Genomic DNA, 1,535 nt, shown 5'->3' with positions numbered 1-1,535 from the left:
TACTCCTACACGCTCATCGACAACACGCTGACCGATCCGTCGAGCACCAGCTTCGCGGTGGTGGTGACCGACGCCGATGGCGACAGCGCACCGGCCGGCAGCCTTACCATCAACATCGTCGATGACGTGCCGACGGCGGTCGCCGACATCGACAGCATCGGGCCTGGCCTGTTCGGCCCGGCCACCGGCAATGTGCTGACCGGCGGAACCGATGCCCTCGACGGCAACACGACCGACGGCGTTGCCGACACCAAGGGCGCCGACGGCGCGACGGTGGTTGGCGTCCAGGCGGGTAACACCAATGCCGACGTCGACAATGCCGCAACACTCGGCACCCAGATCCAGGGTCTCTATGGCAAGCTGACGCTGGCCGCCGACGGCACCTACACCTATACCCGCGATGCCGGCTCGCAAGGCGGCCATGACGACGTCTTCACCTACACCATCAAGGACGGCGACGGCGACACCTCGCACACCACGCTGACCATCTCGATCGGCAACTCGCCGCCGGTGATCACCGACCTGACGCCGGCCGCCAATGGCGGCGACGTCACCGTCAACGAGGACGACCTTTTGGCCAGCCGCGGCGTTGGCGAATCGGCCGGCTCCGACACCTCGAAGGAAAGCACCACCCAGGGCGGCACCTTCACCATCTCCTCGCCCGACGGCATCGCCTCGCTGACCATCGACGGCCACGCCTTCATCACCAACGGCGTGTTCACCGCCAGCTCCTTCACCACCGCGCTCGGCAATACGCTGAACGTGACCGGCTACAATCCCGCAACCGGCGCCGTCAGCTACACCTACACGCTGCTCGACAACGAGGCGCACGCCGCCGCCGGCGGCACCAACAGCCTATTCGAGAACCTCGCCGTCTCGCTCACCGACCAGGACGGCCAGAACGCCACAGGCACGCTGTCCGTCAACATCGTCGACGACGTGCCTACCGCCAACGCCAACACCGACAGCATTGCATCGGGCCAGTTCGGTCCGGCCACCGGCAATGTGCTGACCAACGACGTGTTCGGCGCCGACGGCGCTGCCGTGGTCGGCGTCGTCGCCGGCGACACCAATGCCGCCCTCGACAATACCGCGACGCTGGGCACCCAGATCCAGGGTCTCTATGGCAAGCTGACGCTGGCCGCCGACGGAACCTCCTCCTATACGCGTGATGTCGGCTCGCAGGGCGGCCATGACGACGTCTTCACCTACACCATCAAGGATAGCGACGGCGACCTGTCGCACACCACGCTGACGATCTCGATCGGCGATGCAACGCCCACCGACAGCATCCCGGCGCCAGGCCTTGCCTCGACCACCGTCTACGAGGCCGGCCTGCCGGCACGCGCCGGGGAACCTTCGGGCTCGAACGAGCCTGCGACCTCGGAAACGACCTCGGGTACGATCGGCTTCACGTCGCCGGACGGCCTGACGACGGTGTCGCTAGGCGGCCATGTGCTGACCGGTATCCCGACGGCGTTCGCCGACGGGACGACAGGCACGCTGACGGCAAGCTATGTCTACAATCCGGCGAC

1 protein-coding gene is annotated in these 1,535 nt (G+C 66.8%); it reads left to right on the top strand.

Annotation, left to right across the window (positions count from 1 at the left end; genetic code table 11):
* The coding region (locus ACWGTI_RS32415; protein WP_454590650.1) for an Ig-like domain-containing protein at positions 1-1,535 on the top strand (1,535 nt) is incomplete at both ends.

Source organism: Mesorhizobium sp. ArgA1, assembly GCF_053714375.1.
Note: the sequence above shows the minus strand (reverse complement) of the source record. Positions and strands in the feature narration are given on the sequence as shown.